Raw genomic sequence first — 22,937 nt, forward strand, 5'->3', positions numbered from 1 at the left:
CGGCTCGCTTCGCCGATGTCGTCGTCATCGGCGGTGGGCAGGCCGGGCTGGCCGCCGGATACTACCACGGTGCGGGCCGTGCGGCGCCACGGCGATCGCCTCGCCGTGCACAGCGATGCGGGCACCTGGCATGCCCGTTTCGTCGTCAGGGCTACGGGCACCTGGTGGCCCCCCCTACGTATCGCACTATCCCGGCGTACGCGACTTCTGCGGCGAGCACCTGCACACCGCCGGCTGACCACGGGCCCGAGCCCTTCCATGGCCGCCGGGTAGTGAGCGTGGGGCGCGGCAACTTTGCGGCGCAGATCCTCGCTGAGCTTTCGCAGGTCACCGAGACCACGTGGGTGACGCTGCGCCCGCCCCGGCTGCTGCCCGACGAACTCGACGGCCGCGCCCTGTTTTGCTCTCGGCACCCGCCGCCACGGGCCGCCCTGGCCGGACAGGATGACCCGGGCATAGGCGAACTGGGTGACATCGTCGCCGTCGCTCCCGTACGCGAGGCCCGTGACCGTGGCGTGCTCAAAGCCGAGACGATGGTCTCTCACATCACTTTCGACGGTGTGGCGTGGGCCGACGGCAGCACCGCGCCCTGCGACGTGATCCTGTGGTGCACCGGCTTCCGTCCTGCCCTCGGCCATCTGGCCCCGCTGCGGCTTCGCGGCGCGAACGGCCGCATCCCCACCGACGGCACCCGCGCCCTGATAGAGCCGCGCCTGCACCTGCTCGGTTACGGCGACTGGACCGGCCTTGCCTCGGCCACCCTCATCGGCGCTGGCCGGACCGCCCGACAGCTCGCTGCCGAGCTCGCCGTGCAGCTTTGGAGCTGTTTGAGGTTCGGATCTTGGTGATGGCCGGAGGCGGTCCTGGCCATGGCTGGTAGAGCTCGGATGCGGCGCGCTTTGATATGACCGATGCCGAGTGGGTCTTGATCGGGCCGCATCTGCCGATGGCGGCCACTGGGCCGCTGCCGCGGCGAGTACGTGATCAGTTCAATGGGATCCTGTGGTGGTTCCGCATCGGGCCCGGCTGGCGTGACGTGCCGGAGCGGTACGGGCCTTGGTCCACCGTCTACTCCCGGTTCAGCACCTGGGCCAGGGCCGGGGTGTTTCAGGGCTTGATGGAGGTGCTGACTGCCGAGGCCGCAGCGCGTGGACGGGCCGGGCTGGAACTGGTCAGCGTGGACTCCACCATCGTACGCCGCGCATCAGAACTCGGTCGGGCTGGCGGTCGCCGGGGAGACCTTGGATGCGCTGGAGCAGGCGCTGACCGAGGAAAAGGGAGGCTCCCCTGCCGGAGCAGCCGCCGGTGCTGCGAGTGATGCGTCGCAGGCCACACCCGAGGTCGGCACATCAGCGCCACATGAGCGTGCTGCCATCCGGCGGCGGCGCAAGGCACGGGCGAAGGCGGCCGCACTCGGCCGATTCCGGGGCGGGCTGAGCAGCAAGATCCATGCCGGGGTTGACGCCGCCGGGTTGCCGCTGGTCTTCGTGGTCACGCCCGGCCAGGCCGCCGACTGCCCGCGCTTCATCACCGTCCTGGACAAGATCCGGGTGGCTGGGCCGGTGGGCCGGCCACGGACCCGCCCGGGCACGATGGCCGCGGGCAAGGCCTACTCTTCCAAGGCCAACCGCGCCTACCTGCGCCGCCACCGGATCGGCGCGATCATCCCTGAGAAGAGCGATCAGCAGCTCAACCGGAAGGAGAAGGGCTCGGCCGGTGGCCGCCCTGTGATCTTCGATGCGCAGCGTTACCGGCAGCGCAACACCATCGAACGCTGCTTCCAGCAGATCAAGACCCGGCGGGGCCTGGCCACTCGTTACGACGAGGCCCCGCAAAGCTATGAGGCCGGGTTGCACCTCCTCCTAAGCTCAATCATCTGAAGCGCTCATGGGTCTACACAAATCACCTACAATCCAATATTCGGGTATGGGTTACTCCATGATTCGCATGAATAGAGAGCGCTTCCGGCTTCTGCCTGGCTAAGGCGGCGCAATGAAACCCCAGCGATCCAATATTTCGCGACATGAAATTCCAAGAGACCTTCCATTATCGATGTCGGCGGTTTGGGAGGGTGGATAAGTGGCGAAAAACGTGGTGGTCAATGCCAACTTCAAGCAAGGGGGAGAAATGCCGCAGAGCGAGATCGCAGCAGGCACGGACGCACTGAAGGGCACAAATATCATCAATCTAGACATGACTGTTCGAGAGATTCTCGAAAGCGACTTTGTAGACGCGGCGGAAAGCGACGGCGAAGCCCGCTGGTACGTGGGTGGCGGCAGTGGCTACGTAGTGATTTGCAAGTCGCAGGAATAGCCGAGCCCGACTCCGCGCCGGGGGATTCCCCCGGCGCCACTAAGGAAACGCATGAAACCGTCGAAAACGGACCTGTCTCTTCGCCTTCGCGATATCCTTGACCTGGCTGCGGACTGGATTGAATGCTTGGATCTGATGCTACCTTGCAGTGACCAATCCGCTAGAGCCGATTACGCGGCACCCTCGCGCCGTGCAGTGGAGGATAAGGTCCTGACCGAAGCGGCGATACTACTGCATGTTACGCAGAAGGTTTTGGCTGCGGATGCTTCGGTGGCCCCCTGTCTTGAGCAGTCCCATAAACGGCTGCTCAAGACGTTGGCGGCTAGAGCCTATCCCGAGCGATATTTTGACATGCTTGCTCGGGCGCCTCATATTGCATGGCCACTTGGCATAACTCATGCAATTCTGAGTCGGCACGCTGTGGTGAACCCATCCTTCGAAAAACTTTTGGAGCGCTGCATTGACTTGGGCTGGAACGGCTTCGTGGATCGCTCCATCTACCGCACTCTCGAAACGCGCTGGGCATTGGCCGTCTACAAGAATCATCATCCAGAAGTGGCCGATCTTCTGGCGCTAGCGCCTACGAACGATACTCTGCCTGCACCGCTAGCTCTTCGAGAAAGTGTATACGCACTTACTCATACACTTTTTTATGCTTCAGACTTCGGCGCGTACCCAATGCCTGACTCTGTCAAGCTCGACCGAACTGCTGAATGTATAGACTCGTTCCTGGCTTGGCAAATGTGGGAAGGCGACCTTGACCTCGTCGGTGAGTTGCTGGCCGCGGCTTACATGTGCCGACTTCCGAGCAAATATGCATCCATTGCAATAGCAGTACTCTGGGATGACTTCTGTAGGCCGGTCGTTCGTGGCCCTTACGCCAAAATATCCCACAAAGGCGCTGTTTCGCCTTTCGATCCCACTATTTTTTCGTCATGCTACCACACGACCTTCGTGTGCGGAATCCTGTGTGCGGCTATTCTTGCATCTGGTAGGCCGATGGAGTCCGATAGAATATCTAATGGCGAGGTGCGGTCGCTTACAAGATCGGAAGTGCAGCCTTTGTTTGATATCCTCGAGCAGTCCGGCCGGCCAACGGTGACGTGGTTCTCCAGGATTGCGGCAGTTAGAGATAGTCGCATGACTATACTCTCATGTCTCTTTGATGGAGCCGTCACGATAGCTTATCGAACAGGGAACTGGCGATCAGTTTATGCTCTGAGGAACTACAGGGAAGCGATGTCAATCGGTGCGACTCGCACGTGGAGGTCCATCGCAGAGCTCTGTAATCTTTGGAAAGACTTCGGCGAAGATTCGTCGTAGCCCTTTTAGTGCTTCCGAGTAGAGTCGAACCTCGCGGATGCGGATGGTCGAGAATCCGCCTGTATTGGGCAGCTTTCGATTGCTCCAGCTTGGTGTCAGCCATCGCCTGGTCAAGCTCCGTAAGTTGCTGCCTTCACGACGATGGCGACGATGCTGCTGCCTATCCACGCAGTTATTGGCGATGATGGCGCATATGGGCCAGCGCTACCTCGGCCACCCCGATGAACCGCCGGAGGTCTACGAGAAATCGTCGCTGTTCGCCGACGCGGCCAAGCTCCGCCGCCCTGCCGTATCCCCGCACCGCTCCGCTGGCCGCAGCCTCCGACGCCGATTTGCGCGGCCGGTGGGTGCTGGTCGGGGCTTGAGACTGGACGTGGGCTGCGAACGAGCCGAGGAGCCTCTAACAACCGCCGCTACGCCGCTGCCGGACTGGCCGCGATCGGCATCGGCATGGGCATGCTCGGCTACCAGACGCCCGCCGAGACACCCGAACCCGTATAGCCGGACACGCTGCTGGCAGCGACCCGGCTGCTGGTGGCCTGTGTCTGGTCGCTGATCGCCGCAACGCGTTCGGACGCCTGACGCGTGAGGTCGTCTGCCTACAGCCGCAGGATGAACTCTTCGACCCTGGCCCGGATATCGTCACGAATGACACGGACGGCCTCGATGCCCTGCCCGGCCGGGTCGTCGAGCTTCCAATCCTCCTCGTAGCGTTTGCCAGGCAAGACCGGGCAGGCGTCGCCGCAGCCCATGGTGATGATTACGTCGGAGGACTCGACCGCGTCGGCTGTGAGGACCTCGGGGTGAGCGGTGGTGATGTCGATACCGACCTAGCGTTTCGCTTCCACCGCGACCGGGTTGACCTGCTCGGCCACCGCGACCGGGTTGACCTGCTCGGCCGGTTCCGACCCCGCCGAACGGACATCGGCGCGATCACCGGCCAGGTGCGTCAGTCAGCCGGCGGCCATCTGGGAGCGACCGGCGTTGTAAACGCAGACGAACAGGATGGAAGCCTCGCCAGGCACCGGCGGGCTCCTCGGATGACAACAGGCGGCGGCCCGCACAGGCTCGCACAGACCTGCCAGGACAGGGGAATCACGACGGCGAAGCCCCGTACGAGGCGAACGGCACACAAAAGGCCCCGCTCGGAAGCGGGGCCTTTCCACGTATGCGTACCGGTGTGCGTGTCGCCTCTCGGCGAAAGGCTCAACGCGGCTCCAGCCGAACGGTAGTCCGCGAAGGCAATAGGTGAGGCCCGGGGACACTGGGCACACCGGCCACGATCCATGTAACCACAACAGGCCGCACGATGTTCCCGAAAGGAACGAAATCAGGTTCCGACCACCGGACTGCGCCGCTCCACCATCAGCACGTCCCGCCACACGCCGTGATGGCGGCCGATGCGCTCGCGGGTCCCGACGACGCGGAACCCGAGCGCCTTGTGCAGGGCCAGGCTGGCGGCGTTCTCAGGGAAGATGCCGGACTGGATCGTCCACACGCCGGCGTTCTCGCATGCGGCGATGAACGCCGTCATCAGGGCGCGGCCGATGCCGTGAGCCTGGCAGCCGGGGTGGACGTAAACGCTGTGCTCGACCACCCCGGCATAGACGCTCCGCGCCGAGACCCGCGAGGCCGCCACCCAGCCGAGCACCTCGCCCGAATCGGCGTCGGCCGCCACGTACCGCAGATGCGGCAGCCGGCTCGCGGTGAAGACCTCCCAGCTCGGCGCGACGGTCTCGAAGCTCGCGTCGCCGGTGTCCAGCCCGGCCTGGTAGATCGCCAGCACCTCAGCCGCGTCGCCGTCGCGCATCGGCCGGATCTCCATGCCCGGCCCCATGCGAGCCTGGCCGGTACGCAGCTCCGCGACGGCACCCGGATCGCCGCACGCGAGATCGGCGGGAAGCGCGGTGATGTCGTCCGTCATGGAGATCTCCTCACTCACAGACCGGCGCGGGCGGCACCGGCTTGCCCATCACCACGTCCGCCGCGGTGGGGAAGCAGCTCACGCAGTTCTCGTTGATCCGGTAAAGGCTGGACGTCCCCTGCCGCTCCACCAGCACGAACCGCACCTCGGACAGGATCTTCAGGTGATGCGACACCGTGGACTGCCCCACCCCGGACGCGGCCACGATCTCGCCCACGCTCATCGGTTCGCGCCGCCGTGCCAGCAACGACACGATCTGGATCCGCGTCGCGTCGGCCAGCGCCTTGAACCAGCTCGCGTACTCCTCAGCCGCCGCACGGGGCAACGGCCCTTTCTCCTCCTTCATCGACAATCGACGATATTCGATGAAGGAGGAATGGGGAAGCCTCCGGAGCGTGGACCGGCCGGATCGCGGTCGGTGGCCGCCTTCCCGCGAGCCCTTCCGGGGCCGGCCGGTCACGGCCGGGTCACTGTCCCGGCAGTGCCTGAAGCTTGGCGGCGTCGATCTCGACGTACTCGACGATCGCGCCGCCGGGATGGCGGACCGTCAGGTTGCGGCCGGTGGGGACGTCGTTGGGGCCGTCGAGCGTCTCGCCGCCTTCCTTCGCGACGATCGCGAAGACGTCGTCGATGCTGTCGACGATGGCGGTGGCCTGCACATCACGGTACGGAGCCAGCGCCTGCGGGGTGCCCGCGACCAGGAGGCAACCACCGATGCTCGCCAGCTCGACATCTCCGTACGTGAAGCGCAGGTCCGGCTGCGTGCCGGTCAGGGCCGTGAAGGTGGGCAGTGCGGTGTCCAGATCGTCAACGTAGATGCGGGCGTAGGTAGCGCGTACCGCCATCGGTGCACCTCTTGATCATTTCGTTTTTCCCGAATTGACGAAGCGAACCCTACACTGGGGCCGTTCCGAAGCGTCAAACTCGTCGCCGAGCAGGAGAGCCGGATGCGATCGCAACCTCAGCCGAAGACGGCGGACCTGGATCTGGCCGCCGTGCTCCACGCGCTCGGGGATCCGGTCCGCCTCGAGCTGGTACGCCTGATGGCGGCCGGCGGCGAGGTGCCGTGCAGCCCGCCGCACATGGACGTGCCGCGCTCCACGCTCTCCAACCACTGGCGCATCCTGCGGGAAGCGGGCCTGACGTCCACCCGCGCGGAGGGCAAGGCCCGCTTCATGAGCTTGCGCCGCGACGATCTGGAGGAGCGCTTCCCGGGCGTGCTGACCTCGATCCTCGCCTCGACCACCCCGCCGCCGGTGGACGACCGGAACGGTGCTTGAGACAGCGTCGAGGAGCGCACCCGTATGACCACCGCCGTACAGCAGCTGATCGAGGCGGCGCGTCCCGCGCCACCGGCGGAACCGTTCGACTGGGGGCGGGTCGAGCGCCGCCTCGGGGCGTCCGTGCCGCAGGACTACCGCGAGCTGCTCGACGCAGGGGGCGGCGGGCTCTGGCTCGGCTGCCTGCGACTCCACGTACCCGAGCCCGGCCCCGGTCTCAGGCACGTCGATCTCGAACGGTCACGCCTGGAGTCCGAACAGCTTCAGGATCTGTTCGAGGACGAGGTCGTGGCACCGCCCGACGATCTCGACCCGGACGCTGGGCTGCTGCCCTGGGCCTCCATCGGCGCAGGGGTCACGCTCTACTGGCAGATCTCACGCGCGGCGGCCTCCGGTGCGTACCCGATCCGGATCTCGGACCGGAACGGCGACGTCTGGGAGAGGTACGACCTGCGCACCACCGACCTGCTCCTGAGAATCGTCAAGGGTGAGGTGCGCGGCGAGCTGCTCAACGAGTCGTGGCTGGAGTACGACACGCTCTTCATGCCCTACGCCGACCAGTAGCGCGGTTCGCTTGCTTACGCCTCGGGCTTTGTGGGGGTCAAGTCCTCGTAGTACGCCTTCATCGCGGGGTAGTACTCGTCGAACTCCGGCTTGGCGGAGCCGTCGCGGGAGGCCGCCAGCAGGTCGAGGTAGTACTCCCAGCCGGGGCCGATCTCGCCGATGCCCTCGGCAGTGGCCAGGTGCTGGATGAAGCGCAGCTCGGTGCCGCCGTCCGCCTCCGACAGCAGCAGCTCCAGGTGCCAGGAGCCGGCCGCGTCCTCGGCGGTGAGCTCCAGCCGGCGGGGCGGCTCGCAGGCTTCGATGCGCATCTCGGTCCAGGGGGTCTGTTCCTCGAACGCGAGCTGGACGCTGATCGTCCGGCCGGGTCCCGCCTCGCCCTCCCACGGGCCGAACCAGCGCGCCGTGCGCTCCGGCTCGGTGACGCTGGCCCACACGTCCGCGGCGGGCGCACGGAACGTCCGGGTGAGGACCAGGTCGAGGCCGTCGTCCGACTGGAACAGCGTGCCAGTGGGGAAGCGTTTCATGCGGTTTCTCCCTTTCCGTGGGTGTCGCTGCTCGCCCTGGGCTTGTCCGTACGGCGTTCCCGGCGCGTCCGGTACACCTCAGTCTCCAGGGCGTCGAAGCGGTGCTCCCAGCCGGAAGGCCGGAGAAACCAGGCCAGCCAGGCGGCCAGCTCGGTGAACCGCTCCGCGTTGAGCGTGTAGAGGCGCTGCCGGCCGACAAGCTCCGCCCTGACCAGCCCGCTCTGCCGGAGCACGCGTAGGTGGCGGCTCACGGCGGGACGGCTGATGGAGAAGCGTTCGGCGATCTCGCCGGCCGAGAGCCGCCTGCCTTTGAGCATCACCAGGATCTGCCGCCGCACCGGATCCGCGATCGCTCCTGCCACCTCGTCCACGCCAGAAAGCGTAACCTAGCGGTTACGCGTCCGGCCAGAGCTGCCGCGGGCCGGATCGGGACACACCGGACGTCCCTGAGGTGGGATAGCCGCCGCCGCGGAGCGCTCACCAGCCCACGTACGCGGACACGGTGACGAGCGCGTCGGGGTCGACGCCTTGCCGTTCGATGGTCTGCTTCACCGCGGGTTGCTCGTATTCCGGGCTGGCGCGCAGCGAAGACACGCCGAGGTTGGCGCCTTTCCACTTAGGCGATTGCAGCCAGACATTGCGCGGTGAATCGTCCACCGAGGTGACCCAGCCCCGGCTGCGGAGAAAGGCGACAGCCTTTCTGAGCGACGCCTCCTCGGTTTCGCCCCCGACATCGATAAGGAAAATGTCGGTTACTACGGTCTCGACCCCTGATAAGCCGGTATCGCGTTCTCTCCAGATGATCGTGCCGATTTTCCCGACTTCTTGCAGCACTCCGGGTTCGACCGCCTCCGGCTGCCGCGCGCAACCACCGGCGATAAGAGAAAGGGCAAGAGCCGTCGCCGTCACCCACTGCTTCCGCATGAAACTCCGCCTTTCTCTTCTCTCGATCGGCATGGCCGATCGCTATATTGGCAGCGTTTCCAAAGAGAGCAAAAGCGTCACCCTCGGGCCGGCCGGGCGGCGGTGGCGGTGGCCTGTTCGACGCGTTCGGTAAGGATCGCCTGGAAATGCCGGCATTTCGCGAAATCTTCGTGTTCGCAGGTCAGCGCGCAATCGAGGAGGGCGAGCGAGGCTTGGGCGGCGGCGATGCGACGTATGAGGTCCTCGCGGTGGCGGTGGAGGATCTCCCGGCGGGCGGCCGGATCGGTGGTGGTGAGCATCCGGCGGATGTCCGCCAGTCCGATGCCGGCCTCCTTGGCGCGGAGGATCAGCGCGATCCGGTAGAGGTCGTCGCGGCCGTAGCGGCGGCGGTCACCCTCGACGCGCGCGGGGAGAGCAGCCCCATCGCCTCCCAGTGGCGCAGGACGTGCGGTGCGAGCCCGAAGCGGGCGGCGACCTCGCCGATGGCCATCATCGGAGTTGACTTCATGCCGACATTAAGTCGCATGGTGGCGTGCATGTCGAACGAGACCGACCTCATCAGGCTGCTCGATATCGCCGACGCCATGCCGGGTGCCGCCGCGCTGCGCGCCCGCTCGTACGAACTGCTCAGACTCCGCCCCGGAGACCCCGCCGTCGATGTGGGCTGCGGTGCGGGCCGGGCGGTGGCCGAGCTGAACGACCAGAAGATCACGGCGATCGGCGTGGACGTCAATGAAGAGATGATCGGTGTTGCCCGGCGACGCCGGCCCGAGGCCGACTTCCGCGTCGGCGACGCCTACCGCCTGCCTCTGGGCGATCACGAAGTGGCCGGATATCGGGCGGACAAGGTGTTCCACGAGCTCGCCGACCCGGCCACGGCGCTGGCCGAAGCCCGTCGCGTGCTGGCCCCCGGCGGCCGGATCGTGCTCGTCGGACAGGACTGGGACGCGTTCGTCATCGACTCCGACCAGCCCGGCCTCACCCGGACCATCGTGCACGCCCGCGCCGACCTCATCACCAACCCGCGCGCCGCCCGCGCCTACCGCAACCTGCTGCTGGACGCCGGGTTCGGCGACGTGGAGGTGGAGGTGCACACCGAAGTCTTCACCGGCACGACGATGCTCCGCATGCTGACCGGCCTCGCACAGGCCGCACACGCGGCCGGGGTCATCACCCGGGAGCAGTGCGACGCCTGGACCGCCGAGCAGACCCGGCGTGCCGAACAGGATCGGCTGTTCCTCGCGCTGCCGCTCTTCCTCGCCTCCGCGACCCGAGGCTCGTCAATACGGTAGGGGGGTATAGTACGAACATTCGGTGAATGATCGTGAAGGAGCGAGAGCGTGCGGTTACGTCCCGCGAGAGATGAAGACGCGCAGCAGATCGCGCGGATCTGGCACGAAGGCTGGGGCGACGGGCATCGCGGAAACGTTCCCGGCGCTCTCGCGGCGGCCCGCACTCCGGAGTCGTTCCGCGAACGCGCCGCGCAGCGCATCGCGGACACGGTCGTCGCCGTCGTCGAAGGCGCCGTGGCCGGGTTCGTCATGGTGGTCGGGGACGAGGTGGAGCAGGTCTACGTCGCCAGGGGGCGCCGCGGCACCCCCGTGGCCACCGCCCTGCTCGCCGAAGCCGAACGCCTCGTCGCGGCCGGCGGTCACGGGCGGGCCTGGCTGGCGGTCGTCGCGGGCAACACCCGCGCCCGCCGCTTCTACGAGCGCAACGGCTGGGCCGATGAAGGGCCGTTCCACTACCGGGCGGCCGGCGAGAACGGCCCGATCGCCGTCCCGGCCCGCCGCTACGTCAAAGCACTGGCGGCAGGTCGAGGCGGACGCAGCACTGACCGGGGGCGGGGGCGAGGCGGGCCGTGACGTCCGTGGCGTTCAGACCTTCGAGCAGGCCCGTGAGCAGGCTCAGGTTCATGCCGCAGACCAGCGCGGCGTGCCGCTCGGCGAGGCTCTGGAACGGGCAGTTGCCGAGCGCGATCGTGCCGTCGGACGGGCGCGGCTCGAAACCGAGCACTTCCAGGGTCTGGACGATGCCGGTGTGCGAGGTGCGGGCTTCCCGGCCGGGCTCCTCCAGGGGTGGCGCGACGTCGGGATGGGCGGCGCGGGTGTCCGCGCCCGGCTCGTGGCGGCCGAGTTCCCGGCCCAGCTCGCGGGCGCGCCGGTCCAGCACCGTACGCGGCGGCTCACCTGACTCCTCGGCCTCCTGGAGGGCGTCCGCGAGCAGGAGCGCGGCGGTCTCGTAGCGCCGATCCGGCAGCGACACCGCGATCTGAGCGCGCGCCCGCCGATACAGCTTCGCCGGACGGCCGGCCCGGGACCGGACCTGCCGGTGCGGCGCTCGTACACGGCCTCCAGCAGCCCCTCGGTCACCAGCTTCTCCAGGTGGAAGGAGACGGTGGTGCGCGGGGCCTGGATCGCGTCGGCCGCCTCGTCGCGGCTCACCGGCGAGGACTGGCGTACCACGTACTCGTACAGACGACGCCGGGTCGGCTCGTCCAGCGCCGCGATGGCGGAGATGTACGCCGGCCGCACACCGATGGCATCGCCCATGCTTCTAAAACCCACCCTTGTTGACGGAATTACCGCACCCCTTCTAATGTTAACCAATCTTGTCATTAGAAGAAGGGTGATCATGATGATGAACGCATGCAATGATCGCGGACGGCCGGTATGAGCGAGTCCGTGATGCAGCCCGCCGATGATGTGGAGCAGCGGCACCTGCGGGTGGTCCGCGGCGGCGGCGTCGACCTGGAGGCCGCGCGGCGGGCGGTGACCGACCTGCTGACCGCGCTCGGCCGCGACGCGCACTCGCCGCACCTGGCCGACACCCCCAAGCGGGTCGCCCACGCGTACGCCGAGATGCTGACCCCGCGCGAGTTCGACCTGACGACCTTCCCCAACGAGGAGGGCTACGACGAGCTCGTGCTGGCCCGCGACATCCCCGTGCAGTCGCTGTGCGAGCACCATCTGCTGCCCTTCCATGGCGTGGCGCACGTGGGCTACCTGCCCGGTGATCGTATTCTTGGCCTGTCGAAGCTCGCCCGGGTCGTCGAGCTGTTCGCCCGCGATCTGCAGGTGCAGGAACGCCTCACCAAGCAGGTGGCCGACTGGCTCCAGCAGCACCTGGCGCCTAAGGGGGTCGGCGTGGTGATCGAGGCCGAGCACATGTGCATGTCGATGCGCGGCGTCCGGGTGCCCGGGTCCCGCACGGTGACCTCGGCCCTGCAGGGGGTGCTGCGCGAGGACGCGCGTTCCCGGCAGGAGTTCTTCGCGCTCTCCGGAGTGCACGCCTAGCAGCCCGTACGAAGAGTCCGCACGCGCAGACAGGAGACCCACGATGACGGAACCGGCCACGTTCGTGATCGTCGGAGGCGGCCTCGCCGCGGCCAAGGGGGCCGAGGCCCTGCGCCAGGAGGGGTTCGACGGCACGATCGTCCTCATCGGCCGCGAACCCCACCTGCCCTACGAGCGCCCGCCGCTGTCGAAGGGCTACCTGCAGGGCGACGACGAACGCGACACGATCTTCGTGCACGACGCGGACTGGTACCGCGACCACGCGATCGACGTGCGCACCGGTGCCGAGGCCACCGCACTCGACCCCGCCGCGCACGAGGTGACCCTCTCCAGCGGCGAACGTCTGCGCTACGACAAGCTCCTGCTCGCCACCGGCGCCGTCCCGCGCCGCCTGAACGTGCCCGGCGGCGAGCGCGTGCTCTACCTGCGCACCGTCGACGACTCCGACCGGCTGCGCGCCACGCTGTCCTCCGCCCGCAAGGTCGCCGTCATCGGCGCCGGCTGGATCGGCCTGGAGGCCGCCGCCGCGGCCCGCAACGCCGGAGCCGACGTCACCGTCATCGAACAGGAGCACCAGCCGCTGCTCGGCGCCCTCGGACCCGAGCTCGGCGCCGTCTTCGCCGACCTGCACCGCGACAACGGCGTGGACCTGCGCCTGGGCGCCCGACTCGCCGAGGTGACCGATACCGGTGTGCGGCTGGCGGATGGCACCCACGCCGACGCCGACGCCGTGATCGCCGGCGTCGGCGCCGTCCCCGACACCGCGCTCGCCGCCGCCGCGGGCCTGGAGATCGACAACGGCGTCAAGGTCACCGCCGACCTGCGTACCAGCGACCCCGACATCTACGCCGCCGGCGACGTCGCCAACGCCTACCACCCCCGCCACCGCCACCACATCCGCGTCGAACACTGGGCCAACGCGCTCAACCAGCCCGCCGTGGCCGCCCGCGCCATGCTCGGCCGCGACGCCTCCTACGAGGAACCGCCGTACTTCTACACCGACCAGTACGACCTCGGCATGGAGTACCTCGGCCACGTCCCGCCCGGCACCACGTACGAGGTCGCCATCAGGGGAGATGTGGGCCGGCGCGAGTTCATCGCCTTCTGGCTGGGGGAGGACGACAGGGTGCTCGCCGCGATGAACGTCAACATCTGGGACCAGGGCGACCACCTCAAGGCCCTCGTTCTCTCCGGCGCCCCGGTGGACCGCAAAGCCCTCACCGACCCGGACGTCCCGCTCGGGCACCTGGTGCGCTGAGGACTCGCAACCGGAAGGAAGACGGCATGCAGAAGATCTCGCTCACGGCTCTGGCCCGGCAACAGGCCGACCGGGCGGCCACGGCCGGTGGCGGTCACGCCGCCGGCACCGTGTACGGCGGCCACGAGAAGGTGCTCCGCCAGACGGTCATCGCCCTGCGCCAAGGCGCGCACCTCGCCGAGCACGAGAACCCCGGCGAGGCCACGCTGCAGGTGCTGCACGGCCGGGTCCGCATGATCGCCGGTACGCAGCAGTGGGAGGCCCGCACCGGGGACCTGCTCATCGTGCCCGACGCCCGCCACAGCCTCGAAGCGCTGGAGGACTCCCAGATCCTGCTGACCGTCGCCAAGCTGCCCTGATCCGGCGGCCTCACCTGGCCTCGCGGGAGGCGGACGGCTGCTGCCGCTCGCGCAGCCAGGGGATCAGCCCACCGGCCAGCACCATCGCGATCTGCCGCTCGGACAGCCGGTGCCGGGCGGTGTAGTGCTGGTCCCGGGTGGCGTTGCGGACCGTGATCTCGCCGCCGTCCGCGCCGATCGCCCGCCTCAGGTCGTCCAGCACGAGCGTGTCGCCCTGCTGGATGCGGTCGTAGTCGTGCGGGTCGGCGAACTCCAGCGCGAGCACGCCGAAGTTGGCGAGGTTCTGCCAGTGGATGCGCGCGAACGACACCGCCAGGACCACGCGCAGGCCGAGATGGCGGGGCGCGATGACGGCGTGTTCGCGCGAGGAGCCCTGACCGTAGTTGGCGCCGCCGACGACGATGTGCCCGCTGTCGCGGGAGGCGTGCGCCCGGCCGGCGTAGGTCTCATCGATCTGCGCGAAGGTGAACTCCGCCAGCTTGGGGATGTTGCTCCGGTACGGCAGCACCCGCGCCCCGGCGGGCAGGATCTCGTCGGTGGAGACGTCATCGCCGACCTTGAGCACGACCGGCGCCTCCACCCTGCCGGGCAGCGGCGGCAAGTCGGGGAGCGAGGAGATGTTCGCCCCCTTGACCAGCTCCGCTCTGGAGTCTTGCGCCGGAGGCGGCGGTTCGAGCATGGCGGTGTTCACGCTGGACTCGGCCGGCAACTCCAGATCCGGGTAGCCGATGCCGAGCAGCCGTGGCAGGTCGCGCGGGTCGGTGATCCGGCCGGTCAGCGCGGCCGCGGCGGCGGTCTCGGGGGAGCAGAGGAACACCGCGTCCTCACGTGTCCCGGACCGGCCGGGGAAGTTACGCGGGAACGTGCGCAGGCTGTTGTGCCCGGCGGCCGGCGCCTGGCCCATGCCGATGCAGCCCATGCACCCGGACTGGTGCAGCCGCGCCCCCGCCGAGATCAGCGTGAACGTGGCGCCCATCTTCGTCAGATCCTGAAGGATCTGCCGCGAGCTCGGATTGACGTCGAACGACACCCCCGGATGCGCCTGCCGCCCCGACACGATGGCCGCGACGACGGCGAAATCGCGCAACCCCGGGTTGGCCGAAGAGCCGACCACCACCTGATCCACCGGCCGACCGGCCGCCTCCCGCACCGGGACCACGTTCCCCGGCGAGCTGGGCAGCGCGATCAGCGGCTCCAGGCCCGACAAGTCGATCTCGTCGGTGACGTCGTAGGCGGCGTCGGTGTCGGCGAGCAGCTCGGCGAAGTCCTGCTCGCGCCGCTCGGCCCGCAGGAACGCCCTGACCTGATCGTCGGCGGGGAACACCGTGGTGGTCGCGCCGAGCTCGGCACCCATGTTCGCGATCACATGCCGGTCCATCGCCGTCAGATGCGCCAGCCCGGGACCGTGGTACTCGATGATCCGGTTCACGCCGCCCTTGACGCCGTGCAGGCGCAGCATCTCGAGGATGACGTCCTTGGCGCTCACCCAGGCCGGCAGCTCGCCGGTCAGCCGCACCCCCCAGATCTCCGGCATGCGCAGATACACCGGTTCACCGGCGATCGCCATCGCCACCTCGATACCGCCCAGACCGATCGCCAGCATGCCCAGCGAACCCGCCGCCGGCGTGTGACTGTCCGAGCCGGCCAGCGTCTTGCCGGGAACGCCGAACCGCTGCATGTGCGTCGGGTGGGAGACGCCGTTGCCCGGCTTGGAGTACCACAGGCCGAAACGGTGACAGGCCGAACGCAGGAAGGCGTGGTCCTCGGCGTTCTTGCCGTCGGCCTGCAACAGGTTGTGATCGACGTACTGCACCGACACCTCGGCCCGGGCCCGGTCCAGATCCATCGCCTCCAGCTCCAGCATCACCAGGGTGCCCGTCGCATCCTGCGTGAGCGTCTGGTCGATCCGCAGCGCGATCTCCTGCCCGGCGGTCATGTCGCCGGACACGAGGTGCGATGCGATCAGTTTCTGCGCGACGTTGTACCCCATGCCGGACCTCCTCGCCGCATGATGATCATTCCTGGAGCACCTCGGCGAGCACGGCCGCCTCGCTGATCTCCGCCTGCCTGGTCGCGGTGAGCAGCGTCAGCACGCCACCTCGGGCGAGCTCACGCAAATGCGCGACCGCCTCCGCCCGCTCGGGCTCCTCCAGCTCGTGGCGGTAGCGGCGGGCGAACTCGGCGAACAGCTCCGGGTCGTGGCGATACCAGGTGCGCAGCTCCGCCGAGGGGGCGACCTGCTTGCACCACTCGTCGAGGGCGGCTTTGTCCTTGGTCAGCCCGCGCGGCCAGAGCCGGTCCACCAGCACCCTGATGCCGTCGTCGTCCCGCGGCTCGTCATAGACCCGGCGCACCTGAACCTTGACCTGGGTCTTGCCTGCCATGGTTCCTCCTCACCGCCGGCGACCCCTCATGACACCGACGCTACGCCGGTGGACATCAAGGCGAGTTCAGCAGAGTGTCATGTTCGCCGTGCGGCGGATGCTCCCTACCGCGGCACGGGACCCGGAGCCGCCTTGCCTTCTCATAGCGTTCGCCGCATATCATCGCCACATAGCGATGGATGATGGCGGTGGACGGTGCGTGAGCGCCGGCATCGCAGCCGGGGTGTCTCCCGCGGCGGCGCTGTTCCGTTCCCTGGCGGACGAGACGCGGCTGCGCATCGTGCAGCGCCTGACCAGGGGCGAGGCCCGCGTGTTCGACCTGACCGCCGAGCTCGGCCTCGCCCAGTCCACCGTCTCCAAGCACCTGGCCTGCCTGCGCGACTGCGGCCTGGTCACCTACCGGGCCGAAGGACGCCAGTCGTTCTACTCCCTGACCCGGCCGGAGCTGATGGACCTGCTCGCGTCGGCGCAGCAGCTGCTCGCCGCCACCGGCCACACCGTCGCGCTGTGCCCGGGAGGGATCGCGGGTGGGGAGGCGGTGACGTGAGCGCGCTGGACCTGCCCGGCATCGGGCCCGCCCCGGCCCGGCGGGCGGCTCTGCGGCGGCGTATCCGGCTGCTGGTGGCCGCGACCATCACGTACAACGTGATCGAGGCCGTGGTCTCCATCACCGCGGGCGCCGTCGCCTCCTCCGCCGCGCTCATCGGCTTCGGCCTCGACTCGATCGGGGAGGTCGCCTCGGCCGCCGCGGTGGCCTGGCAGTTCTCCGCCGCCGACCACGAACGCCGCGAACGCACCGCGCTCCGCGTGATCGCCGTCGGCTTCTTCGCCCTGGCCGCGTACGTCACCGCCGACGCCGCAGGCGCGGTCAAGGAGGGTCGCGCGGCCTGGCGCGGGGACGCCTGCTGCGCCGTACCCGCCGCCTCCTCGGACGCATGCTCCGACGGCTGCTGCGGCCCCGCCGACCGGTGAACGGACGGCGAGGCTGGGCGGCGATCACCCCCGGCCGCTTCTACTACGGCGGGCACATCGGCGCCGCCGCCATGCACGCCCACTACGCCGTGCAACTCCTCATCGGCGACGGCCTGATCCTGCGCGGCGGCGACGGGACCGCGCACGAGCTGACGGCCGCGCTGATCCCGGCCAACACCCGGCATGCGATCGTCCGCGGAACCGACGCCGGCCTGCTCGCCCTCATCGACCCGGCCCAGGCCGGCGACCTCGCCCACCCGCCCGGCACCGGCTCGGCCGCCGCCTGGGCCATCGACCTCTCACCGCCGCCCCGCCACGACCTGCCCACCCTGATCGCCCTGGCCGACGAGATCACGGGAACGGTCCCGGCGGCGCATCTCCACCCGGGGCTGGCGCAGGCGATGCGGCTCATCGACGAGACCCTGCCGGGGCAGGTGCGGCTCTCCGCGCTCGCCGACGCCGTGCACCTGTCGGAGAGCCGGCTGGCCCACCTGTTCCGGGAGCAGGCCGGGCTGCCGTTCCGGCCGTACGTGCTGTGGATGCGGCTCCGGCTCGCCCTGTACGCGCTTGCCGACGGCGGCACCCTCACCGACGCCGCGCACACCGCCGGGTTCTCCGACTCCGCACACCTGTCCAGGACGATCCGCCGCATGATGGGCGACGCGCCCTCGGTCCTGTCGGCCGGGGTGCGATGGCTGCGGGGATAGCAGGTTCGTTCAAGCCTCCATTGCGGGCGGCGGGCCAGGCTGGGACGCATGATTCTCGTGATCGGCGCCGGCCAGGCGGGACTCGCCGCAGGCCGCGAACTCCGTCTGGCCGGACATGACGTACTGCTCCTCGAAGCCCACACGCGCATAGGGGAGTCGTGGCGGCGGCGCTGGGACTCGCTGCGCCTGTTCACCTCCGCCCGCCACAGCTCCCTGCCCGGCCTGCCACTGCCCGGCGACGGCCGCCGATACCCCGGCAAGGACGAGGTGGCCGACTACCTGGAGACGTACGCGGCGCACTTCGACCTGCCCATCCGCCTCGGCACCCCCGTACGCCGCCTGCACCGCTGGGAAGACGGAACCTTCGAAGCGGTCACCGACCACGACACCTTCACCGCCGACGGCGTCGTGGTCGCGACCGGCCCCTTCCAGCGCCCGCACATCCCCGACCTGCCCCTTGCACCGGACATCGTCGCCCTGCACAGCGCCCACTACCGCAACCCCCGCCACCTGCCCGACGGCCCCGCACTCGTGGTCGGCGGCGGCAACTCCGGCATCCAGATCGCCGCCGAGCTGGCCCAGGACCGGCACGTCACCCTCGCCCTCGGCACCCGCAAACCCGTGATGCCCCAGCGCGTACTCGGCCGCGACCTCTTCGCCTGGCTCGATGGGGCCGGGATCGTCCGAGCCCCGATCACCAGCCGCCTCGGCCGCCTCGTACACAAGCGCGACCCGCTGATCGGCGCCGGCCCGAGGCGGCTGCGCCGTCTGGGCGTCCGCGTCGTCGATCGCATCGTCTCCGCCGAGGGAGTCCGCTTCCGAACGGCCGACGGACGGACCGTGACACCGTCCACCGTCATCTGGGCGACCGGCTACCGCCCCGACTACAGCTGGATGCGCATCCTCGGCGCCCTGGACGCCGGCATGCCCCGCCACGCCGGCGGCATCAGCCCCGTCCCCGGCCTCACCTACGTCGGCCTGCCGTACCAGACCAGCCGCGGCTCCGCCCTCCTCGGCTGGGTGGGGGAGGACGCCGCCCGCGTGGCACAGACCTACACGTCGAGACGCCGCACCGGCACCGCCCGCCGATGAACCGTCGAAAAGCGGAGGCCGGTCAGTCGTGGCGGGGGATGCCCGACACCTCGTGATCAGCGTGGAACAGCATCTCCTGGATCAGCGAGCGGACATGAGCGTCCCTGGCCCGGTACACCACGCGCCGCCCCTCCCGCCGCGTCTGCACCAACCCGCCCAGCCGGAGCTTCGCCAGGTGCTGGGAGACCGAGGGGCGTGCCACGCCGAGGGTCGCGGCGAGGCTGCCGACGTCGTACTCACCGTGGGACAGCAACCACATCAACCGCAGCCGCGTACCGTCGCTCAGCAGCCGGAACGCGTCCACCGCCGCACTGACCTGTTCGTCGGTGGGCTGCTCGGGGGCGCCGCCGGCGGGGGAGTGGTCGTCAGGTGCGTACATGACAACGTATGCTCTCCCGCCGCCCAGTCCTGGGCAAGGACGACGCGCCCGCTACCGGTGGGTGAGCAGGGGCGCGTGGTGGTCGATCCCGTCCGGGCCGTCGGGGTCGGCGTGCACGGTGGCCGCCTTCAGCCGGGGCAGCTCGTGGATCAGCCGGTGCTCGGCCTCCACCGCCACCGCGTGCGCCTCCACCAGCGACAACTCGTGATCCACCTGGATCTCGACCTCGGCGCGCAGCGCATGGCCGATCCAGCGCAGCCGTACCGCCCCCACATGCCGGACACCGGGCACGGCGGCGAGGATCCGCTCGGCCTGCTCGACCAGCGCCGGGTCCACCGCGTCCATGAGCCGGTGGTAGATCTCGCGCGCCGCGTCCCGCAGCACGAACAGAATCGCGACGGTGATCAGCAGCCCCACGATCGGGTCGGCGACGGGGAATCCGAGCGCGGTCCCGCCCGCACCGAGCAGCACGGCCAGCGAGGTGAAGCCATCGGTACGGGCATGCAGCCCATCGGCCACCAGGGCCGCCGAGCCGATCTCCCGCCCGACCTTGATCCGGTACCGGGCGACGAGCTCGTTGCCCAGGAACCCGACGAACCCCGCGCCGGCCACCCAGCCGAGCGCTTCGACGTCCTGAGGATGGACGAGACGGGTGGCCGCCTCGTACCCGGCGAGCCCGGCCGAGGCGGCGATGAGCAGCACGATGACGACACCCGCCAGGTCCTCGGCCCGGCCGTACCCGTAGGTGAAGCGGCGAGTGGCCGCCCGCCGCCCGATCCAGAACGCGATCCCCAGCGGAACGGCGGTCAGCGCGTCGGCGAAATTGTGCAGAGTGTCACCCAGCAATGCCACCGAGCCGGAGAACGCGACGATGACCGCCTGGGCCACAGCGGTGACCATGAGCGCGGCGAACGAGACGGCCAGCACCCGCATCCCGCGCGCACTGGACTCCAGGGCGGCGTCCGTCCTGTCCGCGCTGTCGTGACCGTGCGGAGTGAGCAGATGCTTGATCCCGCTGAGGACCCGCCGGATCCCACCCGCATGCCGCTGTCCGTGACCGTGCCCATGCCCATGTCCGTGCTGGCCCGACATCTCCGCCCTCCCCACCGAACCGGACAGTGAGTGTGAAGGGAGTATATGTATTCATGTACGCACGCGACAACGAATCAGGTGCCACTCCTGCGCAACAGCACATGCGACGAATATGCAGGTCAGGTCACTTCTCATCGCCACCCGCAGCTCACGGCCGCACAGCCTCGCGCACGCGCCCTACCGTGCAACCGGTGAAAACGCCGGAATTCCCACCGAACGCCTCCACGACAGGACAGGTTCGCCGCCTCACGCCCACGATCGACAGTGTTCGGGTGGGCCGCCTCGGGCGAACGCAAAGCCGCTCCGATCTGGTGGAAAGCCGCCCATGGCCACCATCCTGCGGCGCAGCGTCATCCCCCCGCCGAGCGCCCTGGCCGTCGGCGCGGTATTCGGCGCCGCCACATCGTCGGCCAACGCCGCAGCCACCCTGACCGTGGATCTGGAGAGCGTCGAGGCCACCATCCGAGGGTGGTCGATCATGGAGATCGTCAGCATCCTGCTGGACGCCGGCTGGGCGCGGGCAGGACTGGGGGTGCTGGCGGGATGGTGGGCCACCCGTGGCCAAGGGGGCGCCCTCACGGGCCGTCGCCTGGCACGGGGCGCCGTCGCCGGCGTGATGGCCTTGCCCGCCGCCTACTGCGTCGCCGACACGATCGTCCACGACGTCCCATCCGGCTCCTACCTCTACGACACGGTCTACTGGGGGGTGGCGAGCGCCATGTTCGGTCCGGTACTCGGTGCCCTCGCCGGGCACCCGGGAGCGATCGGTGTCCTCGCCCGGCTGACCGTGCCGGTCGGCGCGGCCGTCCAGATGGTGGTGCTGCCGCCAGGGAGGAACGATGCGGTCAGGAGCATCGGGCAGCGGGTCGTGGGGACGGCGGCCACTGTGGCTGTCAGCCTCGTGATCGCCCGTTTCCTACGCCTACGGCGGCGGGCCTCACGAGCCGAGACGGCGGGAGACCATCTCGGGTGAGGCTCGGAGCACTCGTCAGTTGGCCGCCCGTAGCGGTCTGGCCCATGGGTACTCGTGAACACTCCCTGGCACGCGTTTCCGCCCCAGCGTTACGTGCCTGCGGCCGGCCTGCTGATCACGGCGATCCGGGTGCGACGCGTACGCCTCCATCAGCGCTGTGACCCGATCGGACGGCTCTCTGCCCGGCGGGCGAACACGTGTCCTCCTCCACAGGGAAGCCGTCAACCGCGTCCGGTCACCCAGTCCTGCGATTCTCGTGAGGTCACGTGCGGTGGGGATAGGCGACCATGGTCTTCGTGGAGTCGTCCCAGAACAGGCCGTATCCGGAGTAGTCGGCGAACGGCCGCACCCTGTAGTCGGCGGGCTCGACCTGGCCCGTGGCGAGGTCGACGATGACGCGCGGGTCCTCCACCTCGTCGGTCGGCGGGGCGACGCCGAAGGCGATGCCGTCATCGGTCACCCCGTTGAGGTGGATCGGCTTGTCCTGGTCGGTTTCCTCGAAGCAGTGGCCGGTGCCCTTCTCCAGGTCGAAGGCCGTCTGGCTGTAGACGAGGTAGCGGCCGCCGGCGGACACGGCCGCCCCGTCGGAATCGTCGTCGCGACGATCGGGTACGCAGGTGACCTCGGCGCGGACCTTTCCCGTGGCTCCGTCCAGGACGGCCCAGGTCTCGCGCTTGGCGGCGTCGTCGTACCACTTCGCGATGAAGTGGTCCTTGACCCACGTGATGAAGACCCGGCTGTCTGAGATGTCCTTCGCCGACCAGGAACCCGGAATCCAGTGATGATCGAACGGCCGGGGGCTCATGGCGAGCAGCGGCCCGCGCGGCGTGACCGCCAGGACCTCGTTCACGCCGATGCAGATCTTGCACTCCCTGGCCGGCGGGCGCTGCCGCCTGAGGTCGTACTTCTTCGTCTCGCCCGTGGCCGGATCCACGGTCATGAAGATGTCGTCCTCGAACGTCACCAGCAGCCCGCCGCCGCCGTTGGTGACCGAGCCGTCGCCGTCCAGCTCAAGGTGGTGCGCCGGCTTGACGGTGTTCCCCGTGGGACGGGCATGGAAGATGTCGATGGTCGTGACCTCCCGGCCCTTGCGGACCACATCGCCGCCCACGGTGCCGGACGAGGAGGCGACCAGGTAGTCCTTGCCCTGCACGGTGATCGCGAACGCCGACACCGAGCCGGGCCCCGTCACGGTGCTCTTCCCCAGGACCTGACCGTTGGTCACATCGAGCACGGTCAGCTCGCCGCCCTGGACGACGGCGACCGCCCCGGAATGCGGCAGCGGGAACTGGTCCCCCGGCAGATTCGACTCCCAGCCCCGGGAGGTGTCGTACAGGCTGGGCACCGGTAGCTGCGTCTTCGGCGCGACCGGCAGAGGCGAGGCGGAAGCGGACGGCGTCGGCGTGCCGGACGGCAGCGGGCGCGGGCTTGCCGCGCCGGTGCTCCCCGCGTTTTGTCCGCAGGAGCTGAGCAGACCGGCGGCCAGGACCGCCACGAGGATGCGCCTGGGCCGATACACCGTGGATCCTCCAGGGAAGAGAGCGTCTTGATCGGTTGGACTGCTGAGATCGCG

At 69.1% G+C, this 22,937-nt stretch carries 28 protein-coding genes and 4 pseudogenes; 16 read left to right on the top strand and 16 right to left on the bottom strand.

Annotated elements, in window-relative coordinates; genetic code table 11:
- The first annotated feature begins 278 nt into the window (after positions 1-278).
- From WBK31_RS12645 to WBK31_RS12660, 4 genes and pseudogenes are all read left to right on the top strand, one after another.
- Positions 279-848 (top strand): hypothetical protein, encoded by a 570-nt coding sequence (locus tag WBK31_RS12645; RefSeq protein WP_406674877.1) that lies wholly within the window; start codon positions 279-281, stop codon positions 846-848.
- Between the two features lie 56 nt (positions 849-904).
- Positions 905-1,880, top strand: a pseudogene (locus WBK31_RS12650) (IS5 family transposase).
- A 199-nt stretch (positions 1,881-2,079) separates the two neighbouring features.
- Complete coding sequence (locus WBK31_RS12655; protein ID WP_406674878.1) at positions 2,080-2,313, top strand: hypothetical protein; 234 nt, start codon at positions 2,080-2,082, stop codon at positions 2,311-2,313.
- A 135-nt stretch (positions 2,314-2,448) separates the two neighbouring features.
- Positions 2,449-3,636 carry a DUF6895 family protein gene (locus WBK31_RS12660; RefSeq protein ID WP_406675483.1) on the top strand — a complete coding sequence of 396 codons (1,188 nt, stop codon included), beginning with the start codon at positions 2,449-2,451 and terminating at the stop codon, positions 3,634-3,636.
- Positions 3,637-4,235: 599 nt separating this feature from the next.
- Here WBK31_RS12660 and WBK31_RS12665 read toward each other — a convergent pair.
- From WBK31_RS12665 to WBK31_RS12680, 4 genes and pseudogenes are all read right to left on the bottom strand, one after another.
- Positions 4,236-4,604 (bottom strand): annotated as a pseudogene (locus tag WBK31_RS12665) (heat-shock protein HtpX).
- A gap of 362 nt (positions 4,605-4,966) precedes the next feature.
- A complete protein-coding gene (locus tag WBK31_RS12670; RefSeq protein ID WP_378789543.1) occupies positions 4,967-5,560 on the bottom strand; it encodes a GNAT family N-acetyltransferase in 594 nt (197 codons plus the stop codon).
- 10 nt (positions 5,561-5,570) lie between these two features.
- The gene (locus WBK31_RS12675) at positions 5,571-5,906 is read right to left on the bottom strand and encodes an ArsR/SmtB family transcription factor (RefSeq protein ID WP_378789542.1); all 336 of its coding nucleotides are present in this window, start codon (positions 5,904-5,906) and stop codon (positions 5,571-5,573) included.
- A 121-nt stretch (positions 5,907-6,027) separates the two neighbouring features.
- Entirely contained in the window at positions 6,028-6,405 is a 378-nt protein-coding gene (locus WBK31_RS12680) for a VOC family protein (protein WP_406674879.1), read from the bottom strand.
- Positions 6,406-6,507: 102 nt separating this feature from the next.
- On the opposite strand from WBK31_RS12680, the gene WBK31_RS12685 reads away from it, so the two are divergent.
- A complete protein-coding gene (locus tag WBK31_RS12685) occupies positions 6,508-6,840 on the top strand; it encodes a metalloregulator ArsR/SmtB family transcription factor (protein ID WP_364069342.1) in 333 nt (110 codons plus the stop codon).
- Positions 6,841-6,864: 24 nt separating this feature from the next.
- Positions 6,865-7,404 (top strand): hypothetical protein, encoded by a 540-nt coding sequence (locus WBK31_RS12690; protein WP_406674880.1) that lies wholly within the window; start codon positions 6,865-6,867, stop codon positions 7,402-7,404.
- A gap of 14 nt (positions 7,405-7,418) precedes the next feature.
- On the opposite strand, the gene WBK31_RS12695 is transcribed toward WBK31_RS12690, so the two are convergent.
- From WBK31_RS12695 to WBK31_RS12715, 5 genes and pseudogenes are all read right to left on the bottom strand, one after another.
- Entirely contained in the window at positions 7,419-7,928 is a 510-nt protein-coding gene (locus WBK31_RS12695; RefSeq protein WP_406674881.1) for an SRPBCC family protein, read from the bottom strand.
- Complete coding sequence (locus WBK31_RS12700; RefSeq protein WP_406674882.1) at positions 7,925-8,299, bottom strand: metalloregulator ArsR/SmtB family transcription factor; 375 nt, start codon at positions 8,297-8,299, stop codon at positions 7,925-7,927. Before WBK31_RS12700 ends, WBK31_RS12695 begins: the two co-directional genes overlap by 4 nt.
- A 106-nt stretch (positions 8,300-8,405) precedes the next feature.
- Positions 8,406-8,852 carry a hypothetical protein gene (locus WBK31_RS12705; RefSeq protein WP_406674883.1) on the bottom strand — a complete coding sequence of 149 codons (447 nt, stop codon included), beginning with the start codon at positions 8,850-8,852 and terminating at the stop codon, positions 8,406-8,408.
- A 77-nt stretch (positions 8,853-8,929) separates the two neighbouring features.
- Positions 8,930-9,151: a hypothetical protein gene (locus tag WBK31_RS12710; RefSeq protein WP_406675484.1), complete on the bottom strand. Its 222-nt coding sequence runs from the start codon at positions 9,149-9,151 to the stop codon at positions 8,930-8,932.
- A gap of 51 nt (positions 9,152-9,202) precedes the next feature.
- Positions 9,203-9,438: pseudogene (locus WBK31_RS12715) on the bottom strand (MerR family transcriptional regulator); the annotation flags it as partial.
- Here WBK31_RS12715 and WBK31_RS12720 point away from each other — a divergent pair.
- Together WBK31_RS12720 and WBK31_RS12725 are read left to right on the top strand one after the other, a co-directional pair.
- Positions 9,389-10,144: a methyltransferase domain-containing protein gene (locus WBK31_RS12720; RefSeq protein ID WP_406674884.1), complete on the top strand. Its 756-nt coding sequence runs from the start codon at positions 9,389-9,391 to the stop codon at positions 10,142-10,144. The pseudogene WBK31_RS12715 and the gene WBK31_RS12720 sit on opposite strands and share 50 nt — an antisense overlap.
- Positions 10,145-10,192: 48 nt before the next feature.
- Entirely contained in the window at positions 10,193-10,717 is a 525-nt protein-coding gene (locus WBK31_RS12725) for an N-acetyltransferase family protein (RefSeq protein WP_406674885.1), read from the top strand.
- Here the strand turns inward: WBK31_RS12725 and WBK31_RS12730 are convergent.
- Positions 10,650-11,117, bottom strand: coding sequence for a hypothetical protein (locus WBK31_RS12730; protein WP_406675584.1), 468 nt, complete (start codon positions 11,115-11,117; stop codon positions 10,650-10,652). The genes WBK31_RS12725 and WBK31_RS12730 overlap by 68 nt on opposite strands.
- A gap of 146 nt (positions 11,118-11,263) precedes the next feature.
- Positions 11,264-11,488 (bottom strand): annotated as a pseudogene (locus WBK31_RS12735) (hypothetical protein); the annotation flags it as partial.
- A gap of 51 nt (positions 11,489-11,539) precedes the next feature.
- Between WBK31_RS12735 and folE the strand changes: the two are divergent.
- The 3 genes from folE to WBK31_RS12750 are packed head-to-tail and all read left to right on the top strand — an operon-like array spanning position 11,540 to position 13,765.
- Positions 11,540-12,148, top strand: coding sequence for a GTP cyclohydrolase I FolE (gene folE / locus WBK31_RS12740; protein WP_378790256.1), 609 nt, complete (start codon positions 11,540-11,542; stop codon positions 12,146-12,148).
- 43 nt (positions 12,149-12,191) lie between these two features.
- The gene (locus WBK31_RS12745; protein WP_378789480.1) at positions 12,192-13,406 is read left to right on the top strand and encodes an NAD(P)/FAD-dependent oxidoreductase; all 1,215 of its coding nucleotides are present in this window, start codon (positions 12,192-12,194) and stop codon (positions 13,404-13,406) included.
- A 26-nt stretch (positions 13,407-13,432) separates the two neighbouring features.
- Positions 13,433-13,765, top strand: coding sequence for a cupin domain-containing protein (locus WBK31_RS12750; protein WP_364069465.1), 333 nt, complete (start codon positions 13,433-13,435; stop codon positions 13,763-13,765).
- 10 nt (positions 13,766-13,775) lie between these two features.
- Here WBK31_RS12750 and WBK31_RS12755 read toward each other — a convergent pair whose 3' ends face one another.
- A complete protein-coding gene (locus WBK31_RS12755; protein ID WP_406674886.1) occupies positions 13,776-15,755 on the bottom strand; it encodes an aconitate hydratase in 1,980 nt (659 codons plus the stop codon).
- A 25-nt stretch (positions 15,756-15,780) separates the two neighbouring features.
- Positions 15,781-16,149 carry a DUF488 domain-containing protein gene (locus WBK31_RS12760; protein ID WP_406674887.1) on the bottom strand — a complete coding sequence of 123 codons (369 nt, stop codon included), beginning with the start codon at positions 16,147-16,149 and terminating at the stop codon, positions 15,781-15,783.
- A gap of 175 nt (positions 16,150-16,324) precedes the next feature.
- Between WBK31_RS12760 and WBK31_RS12765 the strand changes: the two genes are divergently transcribed.
- Genes WBK31_RS12765 through WBK31_RS12780 form a run of 4 tightly spaced genes read left to right on the top strand, consistent with a single transcriptional unit; the run spans position 16,325 to position 18,920 of the window.
- Positions 16,325-16,696, top strand: a complete 372-nt coding sequence (locus WBK31_RS12765; protein WP_406674888.1) for an ArsR/SmtB family transcription factor — start codon at positions 16,325-16,327, stop codon at positions 16,694-16,696.
- The gene (locus WBK31_RS12770; RefSeq protein WP_406674889.1) at positions 16,693-17,121 is read left to right on the top strand and encodes a hypothetical protein; all 429 of its coding nucleotides are present in this window, start codon (positions 16,693-16,695) and stop codon (positions 17,119-17,121) included. The genes WBK31_RS12765 and WBK31_RS12770 overlap by 4 nt, the downstream gene beginning before the upstream one ends.
- The gene (locus WBK31_RS12775) at positions 17,085-17,828 is read left to right on the top strand and encodes a helix-turn-helix transcriptional regulator (protein ID WP_406674890.1); all 744 of its coding nucleotides are present in this window, start codon (positions 17,085-17,087) and stop codon (positions 17,826-17,828) included. Before WBK31_RS12770 ends, WBK31_RS12775 begins: the two co-directional genes overlap by 37 nt.
- A 48-nt stretch (positions 17,829-17,876) precedes the next feature.
- On the top strand, positions 17,877-18,920 hold the full coding sequence (locus tag WBK31_RS12780; RefSeq protein WP_406674891.1) for a flavin-containing monooxygenase: 1,044 nt from the start codon (positions 17,877-17,879) through the stop codon (positions 18,918-18,920).
- 22 nt (positions 18,921-18,942) lie between these two features.
- Here the strand turns inward: WBK31_RS12780 and WBK31_RS12785 are convergent, their stop codons facing one another.
- Positions 18,943-19,299: a metalloregulator ArsR/SmtB family transcription factor gene (locus WBK31_RS12785; RefSeq protein ID WP_364069478.1), complete on the bottom strand. Its 357-nt coding sequence runs from the start codon at positions 19,297-19,299 to the stop codon at positions 18,943-18,945.
- 51 nt (positions 19,300-19,350) lie between these two features.
- Complete coding sequence (locus tag WBK31_RS12790; protein WP_364069480.1) at positions 19,351-20,232, bottom strand: cation diffusion facilitator family transporter; 882 nt, start codon at positions 20,230-20,232, stop codon at positions 19,351-19,353.
- 484 nt (positions 20,233-20,716) lie between these two features.
- Here WBK31_RS12790 and WBK31_RS12795 point away from each other — a divergent pair, with 484 nt between their 5' ends.
- Complete coding sequence (locus tag WBK31_RS12795) at positions 20,717-21,364, top strand: hypothetical protein (RefSeq protein WP_406674892.1); 648 nt, start codon at positions 20,717-20,719, stop codon at positions 21,362-21,364.
- A gap of 262 nt (positions 21,365-21,626) precedes the next feature.
- On the opposite strand, the gene WBK31_RS12800 is transcribed toward WBK31_RS12795, so the two are convergent.
- Positions 21,627-22,883, bottom strand: coding sequence for a hypothetical protein (locus WBK31_RS12800; RefSeq protein WP_406674893.1), 1,257 nt, complete (start codon positions 22,881-22,883; stop codon positions 21,627-21,629).
- Between the last annotated feature and the right edge of the window lie 54 nt (positions 22,884-22,937).

The sequence above is a fragment of the Nonomuraea sp. N2-4H genome, from assembly GCF_045291505.1.
Taxonomy (GTDB): Bacteria; Actinomycetota; Actinomycetes; order Streptosporangiales; family Streptosporangiaceae; genus Nonomuraea; species Nonomuraea fastidiosa.